Here is a 20069-nt window from a genome sequence, read left to right as displayed (position 1 = left end):
ATGCCTCATGTAATGAGGCATTTTTTAGGTATTGCTTTTAGAGTAAAGAATTAAGGTGTGACACAATTTGCGCTGCCCACTTCTTTCCAGACTCCCCAAGGACCTGATTGGCTTGGGTCATTACCTTGCGTCCACCATTGAGCTTGCCATACTTTATTTGCCCAGCTGACTTGTTCGCCACCGGTGTAAATGACTTGGCTATTCCATAAGTCATTACATTGATTCCCTGCACTATGCTTGGTCACGATAATGGTCTTTGTGGTGACTGATGTAGTCTGGCCATCGTTGACGGTAACCTTGAAGTTAAGTGGTGTATCTTGCGGGTATTCGGCAGCAACAAATGTCACTAATCCACCACTAACTGTTGCATTTATTCCGGTTGGAATATCCCAAGTAAATAGCAGTGGGTCATTGTCAGCATCGCTGGATTGTGATGCATCGACACTCACAATATCACCAGCGTTGACGGTCGCAGGGGCAGAGATAACAGCGACAGGCGGAGTATTGATTGTGCCATTTTGGGGCTGTAAGGTCACAATCATGCTGTCTGAGCTTGTAGCTCCTTGATTATCAGTGACATTAAGTTGGAAACTGACGATAGTGGTCTGGCTCACTTCTGCGATAGTAAAACTGGCTTTTGCCGTAGAAGCGTCGATTAGTGTCACTGTTGGACCGGAGGTTTGTTGCCAAGTATAGCGACTAATGGTGCCATCGCTGTCTTTGGAAGCACTCCCATCAAGTAGCACTGTTGCAGGGGTAATCACTGTTACATCATTACCGGCAGCAGCTGTCGGTGGACGATTGGTCGGAGATCCAGTCGCTAAGCTTTCGTGCATCGCATTGAGAATATCACCATTGTCAGCATCGATTTCCCATGAAAACAATCCCGCAAGACCAAGGTTGCGAACATAAGCGCCTTTAGCTTTGATTGATCGTTTATCGTCAAAGGTAATCAGTTCACCAGTTGTTTGGTTCCAAACCCATGCAGCTTCAGCAAGAGCATCATAACCATACTCAAAACCATTTATGCCTTGACTGTCAGTGCCTAACATGAAGGATTTAATCCCTTTATAATCAATTACACCATCTTCCCAAATTCCTTGTGCGGAGCTGCCTTTAAGCTTTCCGGTCGCAGTGCCTGTCATAGGATCGGTTGGGTCACTGAGAGTATTTGGCATGACACCTTCCCAGCCACGGCCGTACATCGCTGCTCCCAAGACTAACTTGTTGGCGGGGACACCTTGAGCAAGTAGTAATTTAATGCCGTTGTCTGCGGTATACGCAGGCCCTTTATAAGGTTCTCCGTTTTCATCTACCCCATTCCCCTCACATTGACCAGGTCGCATAAAAGAGCCGCAGTAGAGTGCAGTTTGATGGCCAGGAACGTTATTCCAACCGCCATAGAAATCGTAAGTCATGGCAAAGATGTAATCCATATACTGGATTGCTTCAGCAAAGTTCACATCTTCGATTTTATCGTAACCAACACCAATAGCTGATGTTAACTCATAGGTTCTGCCTGTCTCGGTTTGCAAGCCATCGAGCATGGTTCTTAGTTCACGCATTAGAGCGATATAGGCCGGGCCATCGTTTACCGGATCACCTAAATTTGGTGCTGCACCACCACCTCCGGGGAACTCCCAATCAATATCGACACCATCATAAAACTTCCAAGTCTGTAGAAAGCGCTTTACTGATGCGACGAAAGTGTCGCGATTTGCTTTGGTCGTGAAATCGAAAAAGGGGTCCGACAATGTCCAGCCACCAATTGATGGAATAATTTTTAGATCTGGGTAGCGTTGCTTGAGTGCCATTAACATGGCGTAGTTGCCTTTAATCGGTGAACTGTGTTCATGTCCAGCTTGAGGAAAGCTCTTTTGATAGGCAGCCCAAGGGTCGTGTATGACTACTTCATAGTCAGGAACACCGGTACAGGCAGTTATGAGGGCATTATAGCTGTTTCCACCAACGGATTTGACTGACTCATTGGGACCACAGATAGGGATAAAACCATATAAGATGTGCGTGAGGTTTTCTGCAGGAATATTGTCCACGGTAAAATCTCGGCCGTAGATGCCCCATTCAACAAAGTAAGTACCAATCACCGTATTGGGATCGGAGTTGTAGCTCTTGTTATTGGGATCAACATTCATTGTTAATGGCGGTAAATGAGCGCCGTCAGTATCAGCAACCACGATCTCTACTGGGGAGCTTGCACTACACCCGGAGGCATCACAAGCTTCAACGGTCATCTGATAGCGTCCACCGTGTGCGTATTTAAAGCTAGCGGTGGTTTGGCTACTTGCAATAGGACCAGTTGCAACCTGAGTAGCATCAAAGTAAATGTTATAGGTATCGCCGGTAGTTCCACTCCATTGATTAAAGGTGATATCAATAGCCGCCTCATCCAAATATTTCACCATTTGGTTGTATCCAGTGGTGGTCTCCATTGCTAATTCTATTTTGGAGAACTGTAAATTGTTTGAACCGTAAATATCGATACTTGGGACTGAAGGTGCAGCGTTGGCGAACCCTGATAGTGCCATTGCTATGCTGGTGGCACTGATACAAAAACGTTTCATAATAGTCTCTTATTTCCTTTATTTGAGCTCACATTGTTCTTTACCTCCTAGTCGAACAAAACATCGTGAGAAAGCTGCCGTGAGTAAATCAAGGCATCAGAATCAGTATTGGGAATACTTATTTTTTAGAGAGAAAAAATAAAACAACTTTCGACAGGGTTGGATAATAAACGATCGCAATTAACAATTTATTAACATGGTAATGGAAGCAAGCGCACGTTCTAAATGAAAGAATGGATAGAATTATTGGTGCTCGGATGGAAAGTGATGGCTGGTTCTGGGTGCAGAAAATGTGTTTAAGGGGGAGTAAGATTCTCCTTGGAAAGAGAATCTTGACTCTAAATGAAAATAAAGTGCGTACTCTTAATCTACGTTGTTATCTTGGTTGTAGACAAGTATATCGCCAGGTTGACAGTCGAGAGCTTGGCAGATTTTTTCTAGAGTGCTAAAGCGGATGGCTTTGGCTTTTCCATTTTTAAGGATGGATAAGTTTTGCTCTGTTACTCCAACAAGGACGGATAGCTCCTTTAAGCGGATTTTTCGTTTAGCCATCATCACATCAAGATTAATCGTAATGGTCATAGTTACCTCTTAGATGGTGTGTTGATGTTCGTCTGCAAGCTCTTGCGCTTCTTTCATGACCCACGCGATAGTTAAAACAATAAAACCACAGAAGATCGACATTAAGTCCAATCCAACAAAAGATATTGCGAGTATGCGTTCGCCTGGTGGGTTGTTAAAACTTAATGCGACTGAAATCAAACCACTATAAATTACGTTGCCAAAGGCCCAGAAAAAACACACCCAGCCTAAATTATGGAAGTATCTTACCGTATCAAGCGTAAAAACTTCTGCTTTTTCATAGCACTTAAATAACTTAGCTAAAATGCCAAAGGCGTACATCAAGATGCCACACGGCAGCATACTAGCGGTGAATGCCCACAATCTTGCTGATAGTGTTAATGAATCTTGGGTGAAGGCTGAGATATCAAACCCTAATTGAATAATGCCCATTGAGGTTAAAAAGTCATTTTCTGATTGCACGGTTAGCCAAAAGTACAGATTAGCGATCGGTGTGATAACGATCAGCGCAAGAAGAATGAGTCGGATATAGCGGCTGTATGTTTGAATTTTTTGCATAGCGAAACTCCTTAGTGAGGTCACTAATCTATCATTGAAAAATAATAAAACAATCAATTTTTATCGTTTATCAATAATTTTTGAGTGATATTCATGGCTTTTAAAGTGGTGAACAACGTGTCTTTTAGCAAGGAAAGGGGGGCGCGTGAGAGAAACGCATTGTTGGTCATTTTCATTCACTTTAGTTTATAGGCATGCTATTCGCTTTTATTTCAAAGCATTAACTTTGTGACTTGTCGCAATGAGTTACCGCTACTTTCTCTCTAGAATGAGCGCCTTTCCTAGCGTTACACGATGTGTACACCATTTATAAAGTGATAAGAGGCGACAATGCGCTGTTTTAATCATCCTGAAGTGGATGCCGTGTGTTCTTGTAAGTCTTGCTTGGTCTTCTTGTGCACTGAATGTGCGATAAAAATCGAACATGGTTATGTGTGTTCAGAGAGTTGCCGAGAGAATATCGAGGCTATTGAGCAATACCATCAATTTGCTTTGCAAGAGCACAAAAATATTGATCGAGCGAATGAGATAGTAATGCGTGCGATGCTGGCTAGGAAGAAGAATTATAGCCACTTTATAGGCTTTTATATTTTGATGGCTTTAGTGACGTTAGCATCAGGTATTGATCGTGCGGATTACAGTTATTCGGTCACGTTTATTGCGATATTTGTCATTTTAATCTGTTATTGCGCGGTCAGAATTCGTTCTCTTAATGTGAATATGGACGAGTTGCTCGATGACGCTAAAAACAGAAAAAGTGTTGGCGAGTGAGTAAACGATTTAAAATATTGTTAGATAAGCCATTAGAAACGGCTGCGTAATTACTTCTGAGTATACCTACAAAAATTGTCTCAGAGAGCAGTCTTTATGGCTGGTTTTTTATCGATAATTTTCTGCTTTGATTGATTTATTTAAACGAGTTTATGCAGGGGGTACGCCTGTCTCGCGATGATTTCAACACTCATTAATGGGTATTATCTTTGGTTGATTCGTCATTGGCGACGGGCTAGGAGAGGAGTAAGTTCGAGTTACACAAGAACGAGTTTGGTGGTGGTTGTCTCTTAAATTTCCTCCGAACTTGCTTCATTACTCCCTTCGATTAAGGATGTAATTATTATGAGTAATTTAAACGAACAACAAGATAATCAAGCGATTCATGGTAAACAACATGGTGCAGAGTTTAATCATGAAAAAATGGATCGTCGTTATGGTAGCGACGTAGAGCATAAACATAATAAAGATCATCACCAAGTTCGTGAGCATGAGAAAAGTCACCCACACATTCAACATGGTGGAGAGCCTGAAGGGCACAAACATCCTCAGCAAACTCACCAAGACCGTCATGAGCATGGTGAACACCGCCATCATAAAACCAAGCAGCATGACCATAAAGAGCATTCACGTGAACATCATAAAACCGCTCATAACATGTAAGCTTTAAACGTTGACGTTAATAGGCTTATTTATCGGATCTTAAAGCGCAAAAGAGTTGCCATTATCGACAACTCTTTGTGATTTTATTTAATCTTCTCTGTCGCTATTTCTGCACCATGATTTCAAGGATTTGCACGTCAGTTTGTGTCATCGCGCCATTGGCTAGCGCTGACATATTGCGGATTGTGGCATCTACGTCTGTATCGACAATACCTTCTGCTCCTGTGACGCGAATGCCATCGAGCGCCATCATTGCGGCTTTAATGGCCGCACTTGCAGATGATGACACCTTCATCGCGCAGCTTGTTTTTGCCCCATCACAGATGATGCCGGTGATATCGCCAATCATGTTACAGATCGCGGAGCTGATGTGAGTAAACTGTCCACCGAGTAGCCATGTCATCCCTGCTACCGCTCCCATTGATGCAGTGGTTGCGCCACAAAGTGCAGAGAGCTTATTTTGGTGGCTCTTGATATAGATCGCCATTAAATGGGAGAGCATTAAAGCGCGGATCATGGTCTCCCGATCGACTTTTAAATGTTCTGCCACAACCACGACCGGCATGGTAGCCGCAATCCCTTGATTTCCTGACCCAGAGTTGCTCATCGCCGGCTTCATTGCGCCATCCATACGGGCATCAGAGGCTGCCGCAGTTCGGCGCATAATGTCGGTGAGCAAGTCTTGGCTAAGTAACCCGCGATCAATGTTACGTTGGAATGTGGCACCAATTTGCAAGCCGTAGTTTCCGGTTAAACCTTCGACGGAGAGGGCATTATTCAGCAAGTAAGCTTGTTCAATAAAAGCAATATCTTGCAGTTCTGCATGAGTGGCAAACTCAAAAATGTCGATAGCGTTAGCATCGGCAAAGGGGTGGTCTTGTGTGGTTTGAGCATTGCTTTGCGCTAGGGTTGGATCAGTACGATAAATAATTTGATCGTTTTCCGTAATTTCAATGACTTGCGTATGTGTGTCAGCAATGGTGACGGCAGTAGAATATCGCCCAAGAGTGATAGTTACTTGCGCATAGAGAATGTGGGAGGTTGTGGCAACACTGACAGACACGCGTTGTTCATCAAGCAGTACTTTTGCGCGACTGACATCATCGGCTGAGATGTTTTTTAATACTTCTAAACCAGCATCCGCATCTCCTGCGAGAGCGCCTACCGCAGCGGCGATTGGCAGGCCAACCATCCCAGTTCCCGGCACGCCCACGCCCATGCCATTTTTCATCAGATTCGGTGAAACCAGGACATCAATACGAAGATCTTGGTGAGGTAAGCTCTGCTCTGAATCGCTTGAGTTAAGGTTGTGCATTGCCGCAAGGCGACGTATTGCAATTGCAGCACCGAGTGCGACAGAGACTGGCTCAGTACACCCCAGTGCAGGTACGACTTCTTTTTTTACGACATTGATAAAACCATTCCACAAATGTTCTTTCACGTTATCCACTCACTATAGTGTGCTATCAGCTTATGATCTTGCGCTGATGAGCTTATTCGTCTGGGTATAAGCCCTTGGTTATTATGTGGTTTAATATAGCGCTGGCGTGAGGAAAAAGGTTTGCTTTATTCATCATAAAGCGCTGCTCTTAGAGAATAATATTCTCCTAATGTTGGTTTTATAGTGCAGACTTTCTCAATGCGTGGTTTGTTATTGCAAGGCTATGTTTTCATCGAATAAAAAAATTCCCGCCAAGGCGGGAATCTTGAGTACAAAGCTATCGCAACCGCGGACAAAATGGCGGCGAACCAGAGTTTATGCGGATTGTCCTACCTCAGTTTCATTGCTTCGAGCCTGGATATGATCTAAGCAATAGAACTGATTTTTGCCTTGGCGTTTAGCGATGTACATTGCTTCATCTGCCTCAGTGATTTTTTGGTCTAGGCTAGTCGTGTCAGTGGCTGGCCAGTAGCTGATACCTAAACTTGCTGTCACTTGGCATGCGATACCATCAATCATAAACGGGGTTGAGAGTTTCTCTACCACTCGGTTGAAAATTGAGGGTGAAGAGCACATGCCGTTAATTCCCAGCAAAAACTCATCACCCGCAAGGCGAGAGACGATGTCTTCTTGTGCAAGACAACTGGTGAGGCGTTTTCCTACCATACAAAGTAGTTGGTCACCAACCGCGTGTCCGTGTTCGTCGTTGATGGCTTTAAAGCCATCTAGATCGATGAAACACACCATTTGCGACTCACCATTGTTGTGTGACTCTTGCAAGCGGTGGACTGCATTAGCGCGGTTTGCTAAACCAGTTAATTGGTCATGGTTAGCGACATAGTTGAGGCGTTTTAGTTCTAACTCGACACTTTGATCTATCAGGGTAAACACCAAAGCTTCAACGACGCCTTTGGCACTACGCAAAGTTCGAATGGTTAGTTGACACGGTAGCCAGTCCACTTTACTCCGTACTTTGGTCTCTAACGATAAGTGGCCTTTTTTGAGCAGTGTTTTTAGCTGTTCAAGATTAAGTTCATTTTCCATCGCCAAATCATAGAGCGAAGTAAGTTGGCCAAACCATTGATGGCTTTGTTGGTTTTGCATTTCAACGTCAAAATTACGAGACACCACTAATACGGCATCTTGGTTTTGCTCAAACATCAGCTCAACCAGTTTACGGCGATGTTCTGCAAGGTGGCGCGCAGTAATATCTTCTAACTGTAGCAATACGTGCTTATTTTCGTCCATCGGATGGCAACTAACCTGATAGTGACGTTGAGTTTGGATTGCCCGCATTTCGATAGCATGGAGTGGCTGTTGATTGTCGATAGCCGCTAACACTTCTTCAATCGCACTGCGTGGCTCAAAATAACGCTCCAACACACAACGAGTATTATTGACATGCTCGATGTCTTTTAGTTCTTTTGCGGCCGCAGGATTGTGATAAGTGATGGTATTCCCCGGAGAAACCACTACGATGCCACGTTTCATTACATCAAGTGCACGATAGATGTAGCGGTTTTTTTGCTCAACGCTATCCAGTGCTGAATGCAATTGGAATTCCCGCTCGCGCAGACTGCTGACCATTTCGTTAAAGCAAGCTGTGAGTTTGCCCAGTTCATCGTCATGCAGCACTGGCAGTTCTTTTTTCAGTACTCCATCGCGAGTCATTTTTTCCATTGAATGATGTAAAACACTCAAAGGCGTGATGATTAAACGATGCAGTGACCGGGCAAATAACCATGCTAAAACGGAGAGAGAGAGCGTAATGATCAGCAACGAGGTCCACAGTTTGTTTGCCATTGCTTTGAGATATTCGAGCGATACCCAAACTTTTAGTGTACCTAGCTGCTCTCCGCCTAACGAGATTGGTGTCGTATGCACTTCAAACTCTTTGCTTTGGCATTGCACAACCCCGTTGTTCCACGCACAGCCACGAGGAATGCGTTGAATGTCGATAAAGCCTTGGTGCTCACTGTTAAGAACTTGAGCGGCGATGATATCGGGATCAAAGGTCAGGTTGTTCAGTTGCTCTTGTGCAGATAAAGAGTCATCAAAGGTCAGCGCCGCTGGCAAGGTATTTGCCACCGCTTGGGTGAGCACACTGATACGATGATCGAGATTCACTTTTTGCGAACTGACGTTAAATTGAATGGCGAGTGCCCCGATGCCGCCAATAATAAAGGTCACCATTAACCATGTTGGTAAGATCATTTTGTAGCGTAGCGGTAGACCAGCCATTAATGTCGTAATCATAGTTATGCCTCGCTCGCTAAGATGGCGACACTGAGTAACTGTGCGCGCAACTTGATCTGGCTAGGCTCAATATTTTCACGAGAAATCATTGGTTTGATGCGATTGTTTACTTTGACAAATGCAATCATGCCACCACATTGGATAAAGGCTTTATGGGTACCGACCAAAAGTGCGTGTGGGTAATCAAGTTTGAGTTGAGCGACGGCTTGCTCATCCGCTTTTTCGACATAGAGTATGTGACAAATCGAGCTGTCAGAGTGCTCACCAATATTATCAAAAGTCGCCAACTCTGGTTTGCTCAACACGATATCTTGTAGGCGCAGGGCGACATCCGATTCTTCGGTTACGCAAAACTCCAATGGACGACTCGGCATGCCAGTCTCTTGCCAATCAGACAGCAGCGCAAAGCGGTATAGATAGACCGCCATCAGATCTTCATCGCTGTATTTAGCACTAGCACTACTGGTGAACAACAGCAGCCCCAACATCAAGCTGGCGCAACTGCTGCTTATATAGCGGAAAAAACGTTGCATCATAGGCTTAGATTACTCATATCTCTTGTGCAACGGCCCATTCGACCGTTACCCAATATTGTGTGCCATTTTGGAATGGCCCCATACTCTCAGCAAACTCAACGTCTTGATCGGCGCCAACACCTTCAACGGTAGCGGTGATCCTTGGTGAGTATTGGTTGTACTTCCAGCTCAAAGACAAATCGAGATTGACGACTTTCGGCCAAGCGTAGCGTTCGTCATCGGTATAGTCTTGATGCAATTGTGATTCACCGATATATTGCAGTGTCGCATTGGCCCACCACTGTTCATTGATGTCCCACATGATTTGGGTATTAATGAAGTGGTTCGGTTCGTTTTCTAAACTGCGTTTTGGCGCATCGCTTGAGCGACAGACAGCGCCGCTGCAATGGCCAATAATTCGTTTATAGCTATAGTTAGCGTTGATTTGCAGCTGCTCGGTTGGTTGCCATTTTATCGCGAGTTCGCCACCGTAGGTTTCCGTCCATAAAGGGTCTATGTATTGAGAGGCATAAGCCTCAATAACCGTCCCTACGGTGCCGGAAGATGACCCGCCAGGAATGACAATTTGTGATGGTTGTAGCCTCTTCATTACGCGAATATGGTCATGTTTACTGTAATAGCCGCTAAGACTGAGCTGTATTTTTTCTTCATTCCAGAGTCGATAGCCAAGCTCCCATGTTTCGACGGTTTCGACATGTAATTGGTCATTACCGATATCTGAAGTTGAGTAGTAATAGTCGTAATAATTACCATCATTAAAGAGTGCATTTTCAATGAGTGTATTACGACGGAAAGTGGTTTCACGTTCTAACCGTGACGGGGTGATGATAGCTTTTCCCCAGCCGGCCCATAAACGTTGTTGTTCGGAAAGAGCATAGCTGAAACGTACTTGCGGTTGAGCATGAACCTCATCAGTTATGTTGTTGTATTGCCAACGGTTGCCTAGCGTGAAGGTGGCATCGTCAGAAACGGGAATTGCCCAGTTGCTGTAGATACCATAGCTTTGATTGAAAAACTCAGGCTCATCAGTAATTCGCAGGTATGGCATGGTATAGAAATCAATTGCATCATAAGTACCGAGTTCTTCGTCAATTAAGCGAATATTACCACCTAATGTTAACTGCGTACCCCAAAGGTTATCCCAAACCATTCTTGTATCTATGTCGGCACGGAAAAAGTTAGCATTACGATGAGTGCTGTCGTTAGCACTGTAGGTTAGCCAGATGTCATTTTCCAATCGTTGCTTGGCAGACATTTCATAAATATGTTGGATACCAGCAAAATACTCTTCCATCGTCATTTCAGTTTCGTATTGATTTACACCTGAATTGTTTGGGAAAAATAGATGTGGGTAATAGTTCGCCCATAAGTAATCTTCGCGTGAACGAATACCGCCAGCTTGAATACTTAACGTCTGTGATAGTTTTTGATAATCGTAGCGGGCACCGAAACGTTCGGTATAAACGGTAAAATGGTTGTTTGGTTGGACTCGCTCTTCATCACTAGTCCAAGGTGGATGTTCAACAAACTCAAAATAACCACTGAGGTGCGCGTAGTCATTCACCTGTCCAGCGTGGCGCATTTGGTACTCACTGTAACCCCAGTTGCCGGTTTTTACTGTCAGTTGTGCCTCTAGTGCATTTTCGGCATCGAGGGTAATAATGTTAATTACCCCTGCTGCCGCATTTCCACCCCATGTCGTCCCTACTGGGCCAAGAACAATTTCAATTTGCTCAATATTGTCAATGCTGACCGGAATGAGATCCCAGTCTACGCCTGAAAACATCGGGTTAAAGACACTGCGGCCATCAACCATAACTAACATGGTATTACTCATAACTTTATTATTACCACGAGCACTAATGCCCCAGTCATAGTTTGAGTATTTGGCAATATGCAATCCGGGTGCGAGTGTAAGGGCATCGGCGACAGAGCGAGCTCCGGAACGGTTAATTTCTTTGGCAGTAATCACATAAACCGCAGCAGGCGTATCCGCAAGGCTTTGTGAGGTGCGAGTGGCTGAGGTGACTTTTGTTTCCGCTAGGGAAGCCAGTGACATGTTAAGTAGGTCATCAAGCGAATCAACGGCGAATGCTGGAAGAGTACATAACAACGGCGCGAGTAGGGGCGTTATTTTTATTATATGCATTGTAAACGTTTGCCTAGCAGCGGTTTTTTTATCGTTCTAGCTATTAACCGCATGGAGTAGGGTTATATTTTGGGCAAAATGTATCACTAAATGAGAATTTATGCAGTGATATAGGATACTAATTGCTTTAAATATAATGATGGTTTCGATTGAATTTATTTGTCGCGCTTTTAATGTCTGTTATTAAAAGAAACCAATCGGCAAAAAAAAGTCTAACTCGAAGTGTTCGCTATCATTGAGAAAGTGATTTTGATGATAGTGCACATAAGCGGGTGTAGAGTGTAATTTAAACCCTGAATTAGGCAGCCACTTTTCGAGGATCAGACTAATCTGCGGCAGTAGTTCGCCATAGTTTCCTTCCAACCTAAAGACGGCATGTAAGCCTCCGGGGATCACCATTTGATTGACCACGCCGCGAACTGCGACGGGTTTGTCGATTGTCATGCAGGCCACATAACGTGATTGATTGAGTTCGACCCAGGCTGGATTGGAATGATGCAAGCCAAATTGTTCGGTTACTTTGCGTCCTTCTGAGTTTGCCCATGCGTTGAGAATCAGCCATGCCTGCCGAATGGAGCGGTTATAACCGACGTGTCTAACATAGGCGACATTTCGTGAGGGTACGTTAAGGATTTTGGCTTGCGGTATCGGACGCTGAGCAATGAGGCGGTAGCCGGCGGCGATTTCTGGATCTTTTAAATAGGGTTTCGCTGACGTTTGAAAATCGTGCTGTCGCCATTGTCCGGGTGCCATATGAAAGGTGGTTTTAAATGCACGGCTAAAGGATGAAAGCGAACTAAAGCCACATTTGTTAGCAATATCAATCACAGGTGATTTGGTGTCGAACATCAACTGGTTTGCAGCATATTCCATCCGTGTGCGGCGAATATATTGATGTAGTGATTCTCCCACTACTTGTTTGAAGATACGGTGAAAATGTTGTTCGGAGTAGGCAGCAATTTTGGCTAACTCTCGGCCGGCCAATTCTTGACTAATATCTTGATGGATATAAAAAAGAACATCATTGATTCGAGATATGTGTTGTTGGTTCACCAATAAAATTCGCATAAATGGACATAACAGAGAGCATAAATGGACAAATCAATTCGCGCAACACGCAGTACTATCAATAAACACAACAAATTGTACATCACTTCGCAAAATAGGTTTTTAAACCATGGAAGTGGGCACTTTGACCAAGTACAGAGATGACTTGGCAACGATAAAAAACAAAAACAGACAGGGACTCCATGGAAATTGCGCGCGCGTTACAACAAGTAAAATCGTCTTATATTCGGGAAATCCTCGCGGCTGCGTGTGATAAAAATGTCATTTCGTTGGCGGGTGGTTTACCGGACGAATCGACGTTCCCTATTGATCTTATGAAGCCGATGTTAAATAGCCTGGCCACTATGCCAGAGGTATTCCAATACGGCTCGACCGCCGGTTATACGCCGTTGCTCAGTTTCTTGCGTGATTACTATCAATTGCCTGATTCTCATCAAGTGATGGTGACGACAGGTTCCCAGCAAGGTTTGGATCTGATTGCGCGTGCTTATATCGATCCAGGTGATACTGTGATAATGGAAGCGCCAAGTTATCTTGGTGCAATGCAAGTATTCGGTTTAGTTCAGGCTAATTTAGTGACGATTTCTCAAACCGAATTAGGCCCAAATCTTACAGAGCTAGAACGAAGCTTTGTTGAGCATAAGCCAAAGATGTTCTATGCCGTACCGGACTTTCATAATCCAACCGGTGTCTGCTGGACGTTAGAGACTCGCCAGAAAGTGGCACAACTATGTCAACAATATGAAGTGACGTTTATTGAAGATGCGCCCTATCGTGAACTGCGCTTTGAAGGGCAAGCATTACCGATGGTGTCAGAGTTTTGCCCGCAGCACTCTATCGTACTGCGTTCGTTCTCAAAAATCGCCTCTCCGGGTCTGCGTATTGGTGTCGTGAGCGGCAAGCAAAGCTTCATAGAGCCTCTGATTAAAATCAAGCAAGGCGCTGATCTTCACTCTAGTGTGCCGATGCAAGCCCTATTACTCGGTTTATTGCAACATGATGAGTTCCCTGCGCATATTGAGTCGATTCGCTCGTTATATAAAGCACGTTATGAAACGCTTTATAGTGAGCTTAAGCAGCAGTTACCAACATCATGTGAGATTAATGCGGTTGATGGTGGGATGTTCATTTGGGTTTCGCTTCCACAATGTGACACTTTTGAGTTGGCAAAGCAGTTACTCGCAACGGGGGTTGCTGTGGTGCCAAGCCCAGTATTTTACCCTGAAGCAGAAAGTGCTCCAGCGGCGTTGCGTCTAAACTTCACTAACGCAAATCAACAAGAGCTTACCGACGCGGTAACTCGCTTAGCGCAGGGCTTAAAATCGTTTTTGTAGAAGATGAAGCATCAATTTGAATTATAAAAAAGGGGCGTTTAAAGCCCCTTAACTACATCTGTTGATATTTATACTTTATTACGCCACCAGTGAATATAGTGCAGTAGTGCCATACCACCATGTGCGTAGAAGTAAGTTTCGATTAAACCAACACTGGTTTTGTGTATTTCGAGAAGTTGTGGTGCGGTGCCTGAGTTACTGGCGACGAGATACCATATCGCCCCCGTCAATAATGCGAGCACTAAAGCAAGTAGACCTAAACCTTCAACGGTCGCCGCTAAACCTGCTGGTTGTGATTCGGGTAGGCGTAACGTGCTAATGACTTTTATGTCTTGTTTAATTTGGTTGATGTTACCAGATAACCAAGGGTACATATCGGCAATGGTACGGCGTTTAATGACTCGGTAGACAAACACCAATGTGATAGGCAGTAAGCAAAGTCCACCATAAGCGTGCAACTTAGCTGTGAGGTTGATGCTTCCCCACAGTGTATCCGCATGAACATGCATGAAATTCGAGGTAATGATCTGCGCTAAGACCCAAACAAGAATTAAAGCGTGCAGCACTTTTTCGGACTTTGGTAGATCAGCGAACAGCTCATCCACTCCTTCCTTTACACGTGATAAGGCCATAATGTGATCTTCTATGCTGACTTATTAATTTATGAATAAAGACAGTATAGCGGCTGTCTTATTTTACTGAGTCTACGCCGTTCATTAGAGTGCGCTATGTTTTTGCCTACAACATAAGTGCTCATTTTTGGAAGAAACTAAACGGCGAAATGTTCGCACGATAATTGGAGGATAGGAATAGAAACACCAGTGGCATAGCGGAATGATTTAACGGCTTAACCCATCATCAAGTCGCTAGATTACCAGCGATTTGATGATGAACTTTTCTAAATGACGAACTCGTACATATCACCACGGCAATAGTTTATCGAGTATTCAATAGGGACACCGTCTTCAGCATAGACAAAATTCTTGATGACAAGCATTGGTTGGCTTTTGTCATAGCCAGTGACTTTGACAAGTTCTTCGTTTGCGACTTCGGCAGTCACTTTTGATTTCATTTTTGCAGGGATAATGCCACGTTCTTTGAAGTAATCGAATAGAGATAACTTTACGTCGTCCAGCGAGTCGATTAAATCCGTTGGGACGTAGGATTCTTCGATTGAAATCGGAGAGCTATCAACAGAACGAATCCGCTTTAATAGGAATACTTTGGTATTTTGTTGTAGAGCGAAATGTTCGATTAAAAACTCGCTCGCATCAACAAGGGATTTTGAAATCCAAACCGTGTCGGGTGTACGTCCACTTAGGATTATTTTTTGACTGAAGCTTTTAGTGAACGATAGATGTTCTTTTGCGGCATCAGCAATGAAGGTGCCTTTACCGTGCTGACGCACGATTATTTTGTCTTTTTCTAGTAACTCCAAAGCCTTACGAATAGTCACACGAGATGTGTCAGTGTAATCACACAGTTTTCGTTCGGTAGGAAGAAAGTCCCCTTCATTAAGTAAACCTTCGTTAAGCGCACTTTTAATTGATTCTGCCAGTTTGATATAGATAGGAACGCTATTATTTGCTTGTATCTTTTCCTTGATGTAAGCGGAGACTTCATCGTTTTTGAGCTCTTTTCCCATCATGATTCCTTAAAATAGCGCTGACTGAAATTGTGCAAAGTTTGCATACACATCTGACTGATTTAAAATTGTTATAGTGTGGGTAATCTAATGCTTAGACCACCTTAATCACTTGCTTTTGATTGGCAGGATACTTAATCGTGTTCGTGATTACAATCTTATTGGACTGCACTTGGTTGCCTTGTTTACGTTATTGAATTAACTATCAAAAAAGTTATATTTTTCTGAGCGTACGGCTTTAAAATTTTGCAAAAAGAGAGGTACGAACACGAAGCATGATCTTTGCGTATGGTGACCTCTCAGGCTCTTTAGGAGTATGGTCAGCGAATGGAAGTTCGCGCTACTAATATGATTATTGGGGGGAGTTCATACTCGTATTTTCACATCAGTTGATGAACTGCTCGTAAAACTCGTTTAACGAAATAACATTGCCTAGATAGCGATTGATTTCATCTAAGTGCATTTCGTTAGAAGCTTCATTGTTCGTTGCTACACACTCTTTAATGACGATAGGCAAATAGTCTAAGTTATAGGCATCGGTTACGGTAGCACGAATACAACAGTTTGTTTTTGTGCCAACAACAATCACATTTGATACTTTGTGCTCACGTAACACACTGTCTAAGTCAGTACCAAAGAAGCCACTGTAACGACGTTTTGGTATTACGTAATCTTGGTCGTGTACATCAAAAATCGCATCGAGCTCTTCTCCGCCGCTACCCTCAATGCAGTTAGGCCGCATATTAAGCAGGTTTTTCTCTAGTTTATTAGCACGGTAACGATGCTGTAAAAATACAATCAGAATGCCTTTTTTGCGTGCATCAATGACGACTTGATTGATAATGGGAAGGATATGTTCATTTTGTGGGTAGTAAACTAAACCTTCCGGAGAGGTGAAGTCTTTCACCATATCAACGACAACGAGTGCGGTTTTATTCATTGGATGTCAGCCTCGATTAACATTCTAATTTGAAGTCATGGATGGATTGCGCGAGACCTTTTAAATCATTATGTAGATTTAGAAAGGCACTCCCGACGAATACACCATCAGCACCGGATTGTTTGACCATTTTGGCATCTTCAGGTGTATGCACCCCCACACCACAGTAAATCTCACGCTCTCGTCCAATGCCGCGTTCGCGGATATAGTTAATGCAATCCGTCAGCGTTGGGTAAGCTGGGTTGACATTGCCAGTGGTTGGCTTAGCTTGTAGATAAACAAAGCCATTTGAGTTAAGTGCAAATTGAATTTCATCTTCTGGCAAATGGAATTGTATATAACAACTGACCTTCAGTCCTTGCTCAATTAAGTAGTCTTTTATTTCATTGCTTTTTAAGCCAACGAAGATAAGGTCAAGTAGATCATTGTCTTTAGCAAATTGCGCAAACTTCTCTTTTCCGATTGCTTCTACGCTGGTTTCATATGCAAGTAAAATGAACTGTGCTGTAGGGTTTTCTTGTTTGATTTCGCTAATCACCTTCATGTACTGCTCGTAATCCGGGCAACTTTCTAAGGCTTTAAGCATACGACCTTTGATAAGATCATTTTCTAGATAAGGGTTATAGTCTGGAAAGTCGACTTCGATAACATCACAGCCTGATTTTATATAATGATTTGCGAGCGCCTTGCTCTGTTCTAGTGATGGGTATCCATTTGATAAGTAGCCAATTAGTTTCATTTTGTATTCCTAAATTTTGTTTTTTGTTGTTCAGCGCTAATAGGGTGTAGAGTGGCTGATTCGTGATCAGCCAAGATTCATACGTATTTATGTGACTATTCAAATGCCGCCATAAAGAGATGCTTGAATTGCTCAACGCTTGGAATGACAGGGTTTGTTTTAGTACAACCATCGTTGAGAGCCATTAGTGCCATTTCATCAAGGGCTTCTACGAATAGATCACGGTCGCTAATCACTTGGGATAGTTTGCTTGGAATGTTGAGCTGTTTATTGAGGTTCGCTACCAGCTCTACCATATTGGTGCAACCAAGCTCTTGAGCGAGGACGTTATATGCTGTTTCGGCTTCTGGGTTTTGCGAATTAAATTTCACGATGTAGGGCAATAAAATGGCATCAGCAAGGCCATGGGCAATACCAAAATAGCTACCCAGTGTATGAGCCATTGAGTGGACGATGCCCAGAGAGACGTTGGTAAATGCCATGCCAGCAACCATGGAAGCATTAAGCATTTTTTCACGATATTCGAGATTTTGACCGTCTTGGTAGGCTTTTGGTAAATATTCATAGATATCTTTAATCGCTTGGCGCGCTAAAATATCACTGATGTAATTGGCGCGGTTTGATACGAGTGCTTCTAAGCTATGTGTCATCGCATCAAGCCCGGTTTCAGCGGTGATGGCTGGTGGCATTGAGCGGGTAACTAGCGGATCACAAATGGCGATATCAGGCATCATTTCCATATCACCGATGCCATATTTGATATGAGTGGTTTCATCGGTGATTACGATAGAGCGAGAGACCTCACTAGCCGTTCCTGCCGTTGACGGAATACAAAGTAACTCGGCTTTATTACGTAATGTAGGGACTTTTTGGGGCGGTAGTATATCGTCCAAAGTATTCATATGTTCGTGCTCGTAATACACCCACATACCTTTAGCTGCATCCATAGCTGAACCTCCTCCAAGAGCGACGATTAAATCAGGCTGGAACTGGCGCATTTTTAATGCACCCGAATAAACCGTTTTGAAAGAAGGATCAGGTTCTACACCGTTTATGTAGTCGATTTCCATGTTAGCTTTTTGTAGATACTCAGCCACGGTTTGCAGCATGCCTGATTTTTCCATGCTTGTTCCGCCGGTCACAATGATGGCTTTTTTGTGTGGCAGAGTCGTTAAGTGCTCTAAACAACCTTGGCCAAATAGTAGTTGTCGGCCTGCAAGTTTCATTGGTCTCATCATTACAGCATCGCTCCTTTTTTCGCGTTTACTACTTGTAGCGCTTTGTCTAGGTTGATTGGGTTAGTGATCACACCATCTTGTTTTAATCCACTGCCGATGATGGCGCCATCTGCGATGTTTAATTGTTCTGCGATATTGAGGTTAGTTGCACCAGAGCCAACAATGACGGGAATGTTAACAACACTCTTGGCTCGTTGGATGAGCTCCATCGGAGTTTCAGAACCTGTGTGTGTGCCAGTAACAATAATGGCATCTGCACCACATGCTTGTGCGGTAATCGCAGATTGTTCAATTGGTATATCTTTGATTAACATATTGGTGTATTTGACTTGGATGTCAGCCAAGATCTTAATATGTTCAGCTTGTAGAGCTTTGCGATAGTACATACAGTCACGCGCGACGGGATTCATCACGCCGCCATAAAATTCAACCGTGTCAACAAATACCGGGATACGAACAAAATCACCGCCGATGATTTTGGCAAGTGCAATTGAAGTCTCGTAATCGTTAAAAGCGGCATCAATACCAATCGGTAAATCCACTTCATGGCTGATGATGCCCGCAATGGCGCTTAATGCAGTGATCTGTGCAATGTTGAGCTTTTCACCAAATGGTGTATCACCCATATTCTCGATCATGATCCCGTCCACTCCAGCTTCTTTTAGAGCCTTTGCATCTTGGAGAGCTTGTTCGATGATCTGTTTACAATCACCACTAAAATTTGGCGTGCTTGGCAACGGAAGGCAGTGCACCATACCTAGAATAAAACGACCATTGTTTTTAATAATATTCATGATGATCCCCCTTATTGTTTGCTTTGGTGAAATTGGTAAATACCTTCGAGTGTGACACGGCAAAGTAGGTCTTCACTTTGAGTGCGAATTTCCCCTTCTAGGACTTGTTTGAGGTTTTCGAGTACTGTCACCATAGTGACGACACATGTTTTCACATTCATTAATCGACCGACTGTGAGCATGCAAGATGACTCCATATCGATACAGCTGATGTTATATTTCTTTAAATCTTCGAAGGTTTGGTGAATGTTAGTGCCCATCTGTTTGGATAAGCGGCTTTCACGCATTTGGGAATAAAAACCATCCATAGTGCAGTTAATACCGTTGTCATATTGACTACCCAGCATGGTTGTTGCTTTGTTCATCGCTTGAATAAGCTCAAAGTCTGCAACAGCAGGATAGGTGCTTGGTACATAAGTTTCGGATGTGCTCTCTTCTCGCATCGCACCAATAGGGATGATGAATTTTCCAAGTAGGTCATCGTTGAGTGACATCGTGGTGCCCATTCGTACCGCGACTTCCATACCACATTCGTACATTTCCTCCATTGCTATTGCTGCCGATGGGGCTCCGATGCCGGTTGATGTGACTGTTACAGGCACGCCTTTATAAGTACCTGTATAAGTGTTGTATTCTCGAGCAAAGGCGATTTGCACCGGGTTATCTAAGTACTCTTTGATGACTTCAATACGCCATGGGTCACCAGAAAAAATGACATACTTTGCGACCTGATCTGAAGATGCCTTCATATATAAGCTAGACATAGCGTTATT

The 20069-nt window shown here is 43.6% G+C and carries 18 protein-coding genes; 3 read left to right on the top strand and 15 right to left on the bottom strand.

What is annotated here, in order from left to right; translation table 11 throughout:
• Positions 1 to 50: 50 nt before the first annotated feature.
• The 3 genes from RH86_RS06085 to RH86_RS06075 form a co-directional block, all read right to left on the bottom strand.
• A complete protein-coding gene (locus RH86_RS06085) occupies positions 51 to 2582 on the bottom strand; it encodes a glycosyl hydrolase family 18 protein (protein ID WP_009385549.1) in 2532 nt (843 codons plus the stop codon).
• Positions 2583 to 2945: 363 nt separating this feature from the next.
• Positions 2946 to 3164 carry a helix-turn-helix domain-containing protein gene (locus RH86_RS06080; RefSeq protein WP_009385548.1) on the bottom strand — a complete coding sequence of 73 codons (219 nt, stop codon included), beginning with the start codon at positions 3162 to 3164 and terminating at the stop codon, positions 2946 to 2948.
• A 9-nt stretch (positions 3165 to 3173) separates the two neighbouring features.
• Positions 3174 to 3722, bottom strand: a complete 549-nt coding sequence (locus tag RH86_RS06075) for a DUF2975 domain-containing protein (RefSeq protein ID WP_009385547.1) — start codon at positions 3720 to 3722, stop codon at positions 3174 to 3176.
• A 330-nt stretch (positions 3723 to 4052) separates the two neighbouring features.
• Here RH86_RS06075 and RH86_RS06070 point away from each other — a divergent pair, with 330 nt between their 5' ends.
• A complete protein-coding gene (locus tag RH86_RS06070; protein ID WP_009385546.1) occupies positions 4053 to 4493 on the top strand; it encodes a hypothetical protein in 441 nt (146 codons plus the stop codon).
• A gap of 345 nt (positions 4494 to 4838) precedes the next feature.
• Positions 4839 to 5156 (top strand): hypothetical protein, encoded by a 318-nt coding sequence (locus tag RH86_RS06065; protein WP_009385545.1) that lies wholly within the window; start codon positions 4839 to 4841, stop codon positions 5154 to 5156.
• 103 nt (positions 5157 to 5259) lie between these two features.
• Here RH86_RS06065 and RH86_RS06060 read toward each other — a convergent pair whose 3' ends face one another.
• From RH86_RS06060 to RH86_RS06040, 5 genes are all read right to left on the bottom strand, one after another.
• Positions 5260 to 6597, bottom strand: a complete 1338-nt coding sequence (locus tag RH86_RS06060) for a serine dehydratase subunit alpha family protein (protein WP_009385544.1) — start codon at positions 6595 to 6597, stop codon at positions 5260 to 5262.
• Positions 6598 to 6912: 315 nt separating this feature from the next.
• Positions 6913 to 8853 (bottom strand): diguanylate cyclase domain-containing protein, encoded by a 1941-nt coding sequence (locus tag RH86_RS06055; protein ID WP_009385543.1) that lies wholly within the window; start codon positions 8851 to 8853, stop codon positions 6913 to 6915.
• Between the two features lie 2 nt (positions 8854 to 8855).
• Positions 8856 to 9389 carry a YfiR family protein gene (locus RH86_RS06050; RefSeq protein WP_009385542.1) on the bottom strand — a complete coding sequence of 178 codons (534 nt, stop codon included), beginning with the start codon at positions 9387 to 9389 and terminating at the stop codon, positions 8856 to 8858.
• A 13-nt stretch (positions 9390 to 9402) separates the two neighbouring features.
• Positions 9403 to 11538 (bottom strand): TonB-dependent receptor plug domain-containing protein, encoded by a 2136-nt coding sequence (locus tag RH86_RS06045; protein WP_038219314.1) that lies wholly within the window; start codon positions 11536 to 11538, stop codon positions 9403 to 9405.
• A gap of 183 nt (positions 11539 to 11721) precedes the next feature.
• Positions 11722 to 12591, bottom strand: a complete 870-nt coding sequence (locus RH86_RS06040; RefSeq protein WP_009385540.1) for a GyrI-like domain-containing protein — start codon at positions 12589 to 12591, stop codon at positions 11722 to 11724.
• 197 nt (positions 12592 to 12788) lie between these two features.
• On the opposite strand from RH86_RS06040, the gene RH86_RS06035 reads away from it, so the two are divergent.
• Positions 12789 to 13940, top strand: coding sequence for a PLP-dependent aminotransferase family protein (locus RH86_RS06035; protein ID WP_009385539.1), 1152 nt, complete (start codon positions 12789 to 12791; stop codon positions 13938 to 13940).
• A gap of 68 nt (positions 13941 to 14008) precedes the next feature.
• On the opposite strand, the gene RH86_RS06030 is transcribed toward RH86_RS06035, so the two are convergent.
• The 7 genes from RH86_RS06030 to RH86_RS06000 form a co-directional block, all read right to left on the bottom strand.
• Positions 14009 to 14572 carry a cytochrome b/b6 domain-containing protein gene (locus RH86_RS06030; protein ID WP_009385538.1) on the bottom strand — a complete coding sequence of 188 codons (564 nt, stop codon included), beginning with the start codon at positions 14570 to 14572 and terminating at the stop codon, positions 14009 to 14011.
• A gap of 266 nt (positions 14573 to 14838) precedes the next feature.
• On the bottom strand, positions 14839 to 15585 hold the full coding sequence (locus tag RH86_RS06025; RefSeq protein ID WP_009385537.1) for a GntR family transcriptional regulator: 747 nt from the start codon (positions 15583 to 15585) through the stop codon (positions 14839 to 14841).
• A gap of 385 nt (positions 15586 to 15970) precedes the next feature.
• Positions 15971 to 16525 (bottom strand): cysteine hydrolase family protein, encoded by a 555-nt coding sequence (locus RH86_RS06020; RefSeq protein WP_009385536.1) that lies wholly within the window; start codon positions 16523 to 16525, stop codon positions 15971 to 15973.
• 16 nt (positions 16526 to 16541) lie between these two features.
• The gene (locus tag RH86_RS06015; protein ID WP_009385535.1) at positions 16542 to 17264 is read right to left on the bottom strand and encodes a tryptophan synthase subunit alpha; all 723 of its coding nucleotides are present in this window, start codon (positions 17262 to 17264) and stop codon (positions 16542 to 16544) included.
• Positions 17265 to 17359: 95 nt separating this feature from the next.
• Positions 17360 to 18502, bottom strand: a complete 1143-nt coding sequence (locus RH86_RS06010) for an iron-containing alcohol dehydrogenase (RefSeq protein ID WP_009385534.1) — start codon at positions 18500 to 18502, stop codon at positions 17360 to 17362.
• Positions 18502 to 19296 (bottom strand): BtpA/SgcQ family protein, encoded by a 795-nt coding sequence (locus tag RH86_RS06005; RefSeq protein ID WP_009385533.1) that lies wholly within the window; start codon positions 19294 to 19296, stop codon positions 18502 to 18504. Before RH86_RS06005 ends, RH86_RS06010 begins: the two co-directional genes overlap by 1 nt.
• Before the next feature lie 11 nt (positions 19297 to 19307).
• A complete protein-coding gene (locus RH86_RS06000) occupies positions 19308 to 20060 on the bottom strand; it encodes a nucleoside phosphorylase (protein WP_009385532.1) in 753 nt (250 codons plus the stop codon).
• Positions 20061 to 20069 lie beyond the last annotated feature (9 nt).

Source organism: Vibrio sp. N418, from assembly GCF_000222565.1.
GTDB lineage: Bacteria > Pseudomonadota > Gammaproteobacteria > Enterobacterales > Vibrionaceae > Vibrio > Vibrio scophthalmi.
The sequence above is the reverse complement of the archived record's forward strand: the minus strand, read 5'-3'. Positions and strand labels throughout refer to the sequence as shown.

Bases quoted from the DNA above. Each gene is read 5' to 3' on its own strand.
- RH86_RS06085 (WP_009385549.1), bottom strand. From the start codon at position 2,582: ATGAAACGTTTTTGTATCAGTGCCACCAGCATAGCAATGGCACTATCA.
- RH86_RS06020 (WP_009385536.1), bottom strand. From the start codon at position 16,525: ATGAATAAAACCGCACTCGTTGTCGTTGATATGGTGAAAGACTTCACC.
- RH86_RS06045 (WP_038219314.1), bottom strand. From the start codon at position 11,538: ATGCATATAATAAAAATAACGCCCCTACTCGCGCCGTTGTTATGTACT.
- RH86_RS06015 (WP_009385535.1), bottom strand. From the start codon at position 17,264: ATGAAACTAATTGGCTACTTATCAAATGGATACCCATCACTAGAACAG.
- RH86_RS06025 (WP_009385537.1), bottom strand. From the start codon at position 15,585: ATGGGAAAAGAGCTCAAAAACGATGAAGTCTCCGCTTACATCAAGGAA.
- RH86_RS06035 (WP_009385539.1), top strand. From the start codon at position 12,789: ATGGAAATTGCGCGCGCGTTACAACAAGTAAAATCGTCTTATATTCGG.
- RH86_RS06030 (WP_009385538.1), bottom strand. From the start codon at position 14,572: ATGGCCTTATCACGTGTAAAGGAAGGAGTGGATGAGCTGTTCGCTGAT.
- RH86_RS06065 (WP_009385545.1), top strand. From the start codon at position 4,839: ATGAGTAATTTAAACGAACAACAAGATAATCAAGCGATTCATGGTAAA.
- RH86_RS06055 (WP_009385543.1), bottom strand. From the start codon at position 8,853: ATGATTACGACATTAATGGCTGGTCTACCGCTACGCTACAAAATGATC.
- RH86_RS06075 (WP_009385547.1), bottom strand. From the start codon at position 3,722: ATGCAAAAAATTCAAACATACAGCCGCTATATCCGACTCATTCTTCTT.
- RH86_RS06080 (WP_009385548.1), bottom strand. From the start codon at position 3,164: ATGACCATTACGATTAATCTTGATGTGATGATGGCTAAACGAAAAATC.
- RH86_RS06050 (WP_009385542.1), bottom strand. From the start codon at position 9,389: ATGATGCAACGTTTTTTCCGCTATATAAGCAGCAGTTGCGCCAGCTTG.
- RH86_RS06000 (WP_009385532.1), bottom strand. From the start codon at position 20,060: ATGTCTAGCTTATATATGAAGGCATCTTCAGATCAGGTCGCAAAGTAT.
- RH86_RS06070 (WP_009385546.1), top strand. From the start codon at position 4,053: ATGCGCTGTTTTAATCATCCTGAAGTGGATGCCGTGTGTTCTTGTAAG.
- RH86_RS06010 (WP_009385534.1), bottom strand. From the start codon at position 18,502: ATGATGAGACCAATGAAACTTGCAGGCCGACAACTACTATTTGGCCAA.
- RH86_RS06005 (WP_009385533.1), bottom strand. From the start codon at position 19,296: ATGAATATTATTAAAAACAATGGTCGTTTTATTCTAGGTATGGTGCAC.